The sequence below is a fragment of the Mesorhizobium shonense genome (genome assembly GCF_040545255.1).
Lineage (GTDB): Bacteria > Pseudomonadota > Alphaproteobacteria > Rhizobiales > Rhizobiaceae > Mesorhizobium > Mesorhizobium shonense.
In genome coordinates this window covers 321,349-327,835 of sequence record NZ_JBEPLM010000008.1, presented here as the reverse complement: position 1 = coordinate 327,835, position 6,487 = coordinate 321,349, and the positions used below count along the sequence as shown (strand labels likewise).

The window sequence follows — 6,487 nt, the reverse complement described above, 5'->3', positions numbered from 1 at the left end:
AAGTCGATCGGGCTCGAACCCTATGACTGCCTCAACCCCGGCCTGATGGACTACATCGCCACCTGGACGGCGAAGAAGTCGGGAGCCTTGGCGGCCTGACAAGTCCCGTGATTTCTGCCATGGGGCTGGCTGACATGCCGGCCCCATATTCGTTTGGAGAGACGATGCCCGCACCCGTCATCTATGTCGACGCCGACGCCTGCCCGGTCAAGGCCGAAGTCGAGAAGGTGGCGGAGCGCCATGGCATCGTCGTCACCTACGTCTCCAATGGCGGCCTGCGACCCTCGCGCGATCCGATGATCCGCAACGTCGTCGTCTCCAAGGGAGCGGATGCGGCGGACGACTGGATCGTCGAGAATGCCAGGGCGAACGACGTGGTGGTGACGGCCGACATCCCGCTTGCCGCGCGCACGGTGGCGCTCGGCGCGCATGTGCTGGGGCCCACCGGCCGCCCCTTCACGCTAGAGACCATCGGCATGGCTGTCGCGATGCGCGATCTCAAGCAGCATTTGCGCGAGACCGGCGAAAGCCGCGGCTACAACGCCGCCTTCACGCCAAAGGACAGGTCGAACTTTCTCGGCGAGCTCGACCGCATCTTGCGGCGGGCGCTCAAATCCGTCACACCGGACTGATCCGAGGGTCTTTCCGAGGCCGGCCATGGATGACGATATATCTCTCAACACGCCTATGTATCGGCACGTGGAATTCGCCTTAGCCGCGGCCATTGGCATCGTCGCGCTGCTTGTCGCCATGTTGTTCAAGGCGCCGCTCCCCTATTCCATCGGCGCCAACGCCTTTTTCGTCGCCTATATCGCTCTGGTGTTGGCCTTGATGCCGAAACTCACCGGACGTTATCTGAGCAAGAACGCTCGCTCCACCGACCTGCCGGTGCTGCTGATCTTTGTCGTCACGCTCTTCGTGGTGGGAATCGCCATCGGCTCGCTGTTCCAGCTCATCAACCGGAAGGATGCCGCGCATCCGTGGGAGATCCTGTTCGCGATGCTGTCGATCCCGCTTGGCTGGTTCACCATTCATGCCATGGCGGCCCTGCACTATGCGCATGTCTATTGGATGGGCGGTGATCAGGTCGACGAGAGAACCAAGACGAAGATTCCGGTCGGCGGACTCGACTTTCCCGGCGACAAAAGGCCGGAAGGTTGGGATTTCCTCTATTTCGCAACCGTCATCGGCATGACCGCGCAGACGGCCGACACTGCGATCACGACCTCGCACATGCGCCAGGTCGTGCTCATCCATTCGATCCTGACGTTTTTCTTCAACACGGTGATCGTTGCCGCCGCGGTCAATCTCGCGGTCAGCCTGGGCGCTCCGTAATAAATCCGTGATCGCATGAAACATTGCCTTGTGCGGCGACGTATTGGGGGGAAGACAATGACCTGAAAGGGCCGCTTGGATCATGCGGCCGGAGGACGGAATGGATTCTGCTGCCACGAGCCAGCCCGCCACCGAAGCGAAGGCGAAGGACACGACCCTCATCTACCGGCAGTCGCGCTGGACGCGGCTGACCCACTGGCTATGGGCCTTCGCGCTGTTCTTCATGCTGCTTTCGGGCCTGCAGATCTTCAACGCGCGCCCGCAGCTTTATATCGGCAAGGAATCGGGCTTCGCCTACAACAACACCATCCTCCAAATCGGCGCCGAGAATACCGACAATGGGCCGCGCGGCTTCACGAAGCTCTTCGGTCATCGCTTCGACACCACCGGCGTGCTTGGCTGGTCCGGGCCGCCTGGACAGGAGACGCCGCGCGCCTTCCCGGCCTGGGCGACGATTCCTTCCTATTATGACCTCGGCACCGCTCGCGTCGTGCATTTCTTCTTTGCCTGGGTGCTCTCGGCCACCTTGCTGGTCTGGCTGATCACCGGCCTCGTCAACGGCCATATCCGCCGCGACCTCGCTCCGCGTGTCGAGGATCTGCGCAAGCTGCCGCGCGACATCGTCGACCATGCGAAGCTGAAGTTCCACCACACGCGCGAATACAACACGCTGCAGAAAATGGCCTATGGCGGCGTGCTCTTCGTGCTGTTGCCGCTGATGATCGTCACCGGGCTTGCGATGTCGCCGAGCATGAATTCGGTGCTTCCCTGGCTCAATGAAATCCTCGGCGGCCGGCAGACGGCGCGCACCATCCACTTCACCGTCATGGTGCTGCTCGTCCTCTTCTTCATCATCCACATGCTGATGATCCTGGCAGCCGGCCCGATCAATGAGCTGCGCTCGATCATCACCGGCTGGTACCGCACCGACCCGCCCGCGAAGCAAGACGAGCCGGCCGAGAGGAGCGCCTGACATGGCAAAATTCCAGATCAACCCCAAGTTCCAGATGAACCGAAGGAAATTCCTGACCTCGGCCAGCCTCGGACTGTCCGGCATCGCGCTGTCGGGCTGCGATGCCTTCGACAGCGGCCTCGGCATCGGCGGGGGCTTGCGCAGCTTTCTCGAAAACGCCAACGGCCTGACCTGGCGGGCGCAGCGCCTGCTTGCCGGCCGTGACGCGCTGGCGCCGGAATTCACCGAGGCGGATATCCGCCAGCCGCAGCGGCCGAACGGCGTCACCGCGCCAGACGACGACACCTACAAGGGTCTTCTCGCCAACAATTTCGCCGACTGGCGCCTGGAGGTCGCCGGCCTGGTCCAGAAGCCGCTGTCGCTCACCCGCGAGCAGCTCCAGAACATGCCGAGCCGTACCCAGATCACGCGACACGACTGCGTCGAAGGCTGGAGCTGCATTGCCAAATGGACCGGCACGCCGCTGTCGCTGGTGCTCGACCAGGCGGTGGTGAAGCCTGAGGCGCGCTACGTCATGTTCCACTGCCTCGACACGATCGAGCAGAGCCTCTCAGGCGATATCAAATATTACGGCTCCATCGACCTGATTGATGCCCGCCACCCGCAGACCATCCTGGCCTATGGCCTCAACGGCAAGCCGCTGCCGGTGGAAAACGGCGCGCCGCTGCGCGTGCGGGTCGAGCGGCAGCTAGGCTACAAGATGCCGAAATATCTCTACAAAATAGAGCTGGTCGACAGCTTCACCGCCATCGGTGGCGGCCGCGGCGGCTATTGGGAGGACAATGGCTACGACTGGTATGGCGGGATTTGATGATCCCTCGCCTGCAGGCCGAACACGATCTTCCGCCGGCCGAACTCAACGCGATCGAGGAACGCCTCAACGGCGACAACCGGCTTCGCACAGGCCGCGATGACGACCGGGGCCCCGTTTTTGCGTTGCGGGACGAAGCCGGACATGCAATCGGCGTCGCCGCCGGCTATTCCTGGGCGGGGATCGCCGAGCTCAAAATGATGTGGGTCGAGGAAACCTATCGCGGCCGAGGCCATGCAAAGGCGTTGTTGAACGCCTTCGTCGCCGGGGCCGCCGCTCGAGGCGCGCGGCGGATTTGGGTCTCGACACACGACTTCCAGGCGCCCGGTCTTTACGAAAAGGCTGGATTCCAACGCATGGCCGAATTCGCCGGATGGCCCGAGGGCCATTCCAACATCATCCTTTGCAAGACGATGGCTCCCCGATAGGCATCAGCCGGATGGCTGCGCGATCATTCGTCGTCCTGTGCGTCGTCCGGATTATCCACCATGCAGCCGACGCCGTGGCATCCCTGATAGTTGCCGTGCGTATCGAAATTGGGATTGCCGTCCTTGTCGAATTGCGGTGTCGGGTCGATCCATTGATCGTCGCGGCGCGGCTTGGGCCTCGGATAGTAATTGTCCGAATGATGGCCGTGCTGGTTGTTGCTGTCGAGGATCGCGCCGACAATGCCTCCGACGATGATCGCCGCCGCCGCGTCACCGGGAGACGGCCTGCGGCCGGAGCCTGCGACCAGGAATTCCGCCGAGCAGCCATTGTCCACCCAGATGCCGCCGCCGTCGTACCCCCAGCTTCTGCCGTACTGGCACCGCGACTTCGACAGCCGGTTGGTCAATTGCACGCCGCCGCGCGTGTCGACCCCGCAATAGGAATAGCGATAATCCGCGCTTGAGCAGACCACGCGTTTGGGGCCTGCGGCCTGCGCGGCATCAGGCAGAAGCGACAGATTTGCCGGATTGCCGAAGGCGCAGGCCAGGAACATCATCGAACCGGTAACTGCCATCCGCACCGACATTTGCAAATCTCCGTCAGGGTCCGCTATCGACAGAATGGCACCTCTGTGTAAATCTGACAACCAGAGGGGCCAGCAGCGAGGTTATATTCATGCGCGCTAAGATAATCGCCGCGATTATACTTGCTCTTTCTGCCTGGTTGACTCTTTTGCCGGCTCGCGCCGACGACAGTCTCAAGCGCGTTATCGACCAGAAGACGCTGACGGTCGGCGTTGCAATCAATCCGCCGTGGATCCTCAAGAAGGCCGGCGGGAAGTTCGCGGGCTACGATGTCGATCTGACCAATGCGCTCGCCTCGGATCTCGGCGTCGAATTGAAGCTGGTCGAGGTGCCCTGGAACGACCTGAAAGCGCGGTTGCTGAAGGGCGACTTCGACCTGATCGCGGCCGGCTACGCGAACACACCGGAGCGTGCCCGCGACGTAGTATTCTCCAATCCGACAGGCGCCGCCGACATCCGCGTGGTTGCCTCCATTGCCAGCCTTGGCAAGCGGCCGAGCAAGGCGTTGACGGCGCCCGGCTACAAGATCGCCGTGCTCTCCAATTCCACCGACGAGGCGGCTGCCAAGGAGGCCTTCCCGAAGGCGGAAATCCTTTCGTTCAACAACACCACCGATGTTTTTGCCGCCCTCATCGGCGGCAATGCGCAGGCCATGGTGGCCACGTCGCCGACGCCGCAAATGGCGGCCAGGCTTTATGATGCGAAGTTCAAGCTGGTGGGCGGCCCGCTGCTGCGCACGCCGGAAGCCTTTGCCCTGCGCCCCGACGACATCCGCCTCGTCCAATACGTCAACGACTGGATCGGCGCGCGCACCGCCGACGGCACCATTTCGGGGGTCCGCCGCTACTGGTTCGGCGGCTTCAAATGGATGTCGCGCTTCGACACCGGCGCCAAGCCGGAACAGGCCAAGCCGAAGCAGTAGCCTCAAGCCACTTTATTTGGATGTCGCTGGGAGGTGACAAGGTGTCGCCGACGGGCTATGGATGGCGCGTCGAGGATTCAGGTTACTGAGTCCTACCTGTTTGCGGGAGAGAACAGCGAGAGCTGTCGCCGAAGGGGAAATCGCCCGAAATCTCTCAGGCAAAAAGAACCGTGAATGGGAAAGACAACTCTGGAAAGTCGGGAATCTTCCCGCGCCGAAGGTGTAAGCGCTGCCGACAGAGTTACGGGGCGCAAGTCTCTCAGGCTTCAGACAGAGGGGCACGGACTAGACCGCCGGTGGCGGTCGATTGCGTGCGACTCTGGAGAAGACATGACGGACGAAGACACCAAACATCTACCCCTCGAGGATTTGCATAACGCGGCAGGCGCGCGTTTCGGCGCATTCGCCGGCTGGTCGATGCCGCTGACTTATCCAGCGGGCGTGATGAAGGAGCACCTTCACACGCGCGAGCATGCCGGCCTGTTCGACATCTCGCATATGAAGCTGTTCGAGGTCGTTGGCGCGGGCGCCGCCTCGCTTCTCAACCGCGCCTGTCCGCTCGATGCCGGCGCGCTGGAGATTTCCCAGTCCAAATACACCTTCTTCCTCAATGAAGCGGCCGGCATCATCGACGACCTGATCGTCACCAGGCTCGGCGACAGTCGCTTCATGGTGGTTGCCAATGCCGGCAACGCGGTGGAGGACGAAAAGCACCTCAGCGCGCTGGCCGCGGATTTCGACGCCAAGATCGAGCCCCTCGACCGCGTCTTCCTGGCCATCCAGGGACCGGACGCCTGGGCCGCGCTTGCGAGGGCCGGCATCGAAACCGGCTCGCTGCTCTTCATGCATGGTGTCGAGCCCCAGCAAAACTGGTTCATGAGCCGCTCCGGCTACACCGGCGAGGACGGTTTCGAGATCGGGCTGCCGGAGGCGGATGCTCGCGATCTCGTCGCGAAGCTGCTGAAGGACGAGCGCGTGCAATGGATCGGCCTTGCCGCCCGCGACAGCCTGCGGCTCGAGGCCGGGCTTTGCCTGCACGGCCAGGACCTGACACCCGAGATCGATCCGGCAAGCGCCGGCCTGATGTGGGCCATCCCCAAGGAGGTCCGCGCCTCCGGTCATTTCATCGGCGCCGACGCGCTGCGCTCGATCCTCGAGCGTGGCCCGTCGCAGAAGCGCGTCGGCCTGAAGCCGGACGGCCGTCAGCCGGTGCGCGCCGGGGCGGCGCTGGTCGACGCCGACGGCAATCCCGCAGGCCATGTCACCTCGGGCGGCTTCGGCCCCTCGACAGGCCACCCGGTCGCCATGGGCTACGTCAACACAGCGCTGGCCAAGCCCGGCGCCAGACTGTTCGCCGATGTCCGCGGGACGAAAATCCCGATCGACGTCACCTCGCTCCCCTTCACGCCACATCGCTACCGCAAAGGATGAAT

General features: G+C 63.1%; 8 protein-coding genes, 1 pseudogene and 1 riboswitch. Of the genes and pseudogenes, 8 read left to right on the top strand and 1 reads right to left on the bottom strand.

Annotated elements, in window-relative coordinates:
• From ABID26_RS21975 to ABID26_RS21950, 6 genes and pseudogenes are all read left to right on the top strand, one after another.
• A pseudogene (locus ABID26_RS21975) lies at positions 1–99 on the top strand (S-(hydroxymethyl)glutathione synthase); the annotation flags it as partial.
• Positions 100–164: 65 nt separating this feature from the next.
• A complete protein-coding gene (locus ABID26_RS21970; RefSeq protein WP_292303261.1) occupies positions 165–632 on the top strand; it encodes a YaiI/YqxD family protein in 468 nt (155 codons plus the stop codon).
• Between the two features lie 25 nt (positions 633–657).
• Complete coding sequence (locus ABID26_RS21965; protein WP_292303260.1) at positions 658–1,335, top strand: DUF1345 domain-containing protein; 678 nt, start codon at positions 658–660, stop codon at positions 1,333–1,335.
• A 100-nt stretch (positions 1,336–1,435) separates the two neighbouring features.
• The gene (locus ABID26_RS21960; protein WP_292303259.1) at positions 1,436–2,308 is read left to right on the top strand and encodes a cytochrome b/b6 domain-containing protein; all 873 of its coding nucleotides are present in this window, start codon (positions 1,436–1,438) and stop codon (positions 2,306–2,308) included.
• 1 nt (position 2,309) lies between these two features.
• On the top strand, positions 2,310–3,119 hold the full coding sequence (locus tag ABID26_RS21955) for a molybdopterin-binding protein (RefSeq protein WP_292303258.1): 810 nt from the start codon (positions 2,310–2,312) through the stop codon (positions 3,117–3,119).
• Complete coding sequence (locus ABID26_RS21950; protein WP_292303257.1) at positions 3,119–3,547, top strand: GNAT family N-acetyltransferase; 429 nt, start codon at positions 3,119–3,121, stop codon at positions 3,545–3,547. Before ABID26_RS21955 ends, ABID26_RS21950 begins: the two co-directional genes overlap by 1 nt.
• A 23-nt stretch (positions 3,548–3,570) precedes the next feature.
• On the opposite strand, the gene ABID26_RS21945 is transcribed toward ABID26_RS21950, so the two are convergent.
• A complete protein-coding gene (locus tag ABID26_RS21945; protein ID WP_354416311.1) occupies positions 3,571–4,134 on the bottom strand; it encodes a DUF3011 domain-containing protein in 564 nt (187 codons plus the stop codon).
• An 89-nt stretch (positions 4,135–4,223) separates the two neighbouring features.
• Here ABID26_RS21945 and ABID26_RS21940 point away from each other — a divergent pair, with 89 nt between their 5' ends.
• Positions 4,224–5,054, top strand: coding sequence for a transporter substrate-binding domain-containing protein (locus tag ABID26_RS21940; protein ID WP_292303256.1), 831 nt, complete (start codon positions 4,224–4,226; stop codon positions 5,052–5,054).
• A gap of 93 nt (positions 5,055–5,147) precedes the next feature.
• Positions 5,148–5,235, top strand: a riboswitch (glycine riboswitch).
• 149 nt (positions 5,236–5,384) lie between these two features.
• Positions 5,385–6,485: a glycine cleavage system aminomethyltransferase GcvT gene (gene gcvT, locus ABID26_RS21935; RefSeq protein WP_292303255.1), complete on the top strand. Its 1,101-nt coding sequence runs from the start codon at positions 5,385–5,387 to the stop codon at positions 6,483–6,485.
• Positions 6,486–6,487: the final 2 nt, after the last annotated feature.

What these genes read in the sequence shown, in the direction of transcription:
- ABID26_RS21970 (WP_292303261.1), top strand. Translation starts at nt 165, where the DNA reads ATGCCCGCACCCGTCATCTATGTCGACGCCGACGCCTGCCCGGTCAAG.
- ABID26_RS21965 (WP_292303260.1), top strand. Translation starts at nt 658, where the DNA reads ATGGATGACGATATATCTCTCAACACGCCTATGTATCGGCACGTGGAA.
- ABID26_RS21960 (WP_292303259.1), top strand. Translation starts at nt 1,436, where the DNA reads ATGGATTCTGCTGCCACGAGCCAGCCCGCCACCGAAGCGAAGGCGAAG.
- ABID26_RS21955 (WP_292303258.1), top strand. Translation starts at nt 2,310, where the DNA reads ATGGCAAAATTCCAGATCAACCCCAAGTTCCAGATGAACCGAAGGAAA.
- ABID26_RS21950 (WP_292303257.1), top strand. Translation starts at nt 3,119, where the DNA reads ATGATCCCTCGCCTGCAGGCCGAACACGATCTTCCGCCGGCCGAACTC.
- ABID26_RS21945 (WP_354416311.1), bottom strand. Translation starts at nt 4,134, where the DNA reads ATGTCGGTGCGGATGGCAGTTACCGGTTCGATGATGTTCCTGGCCTGC.
- ABID26_RS21940 (WP_292303256.1), top strand. Translation starts at nt 4,224, where the DNA reads ATGCGCGCTAAGATAATCGCCGCGATTATACTTGCTCTTTCTGCCTGG.
- gcvT (WP_292303255.1), top strand. Translation starts at nt 5,385, where the DNA reads ATGACGGACGAAGACACCAAACATCTACCCCTCGAGGATTTGCATAAC.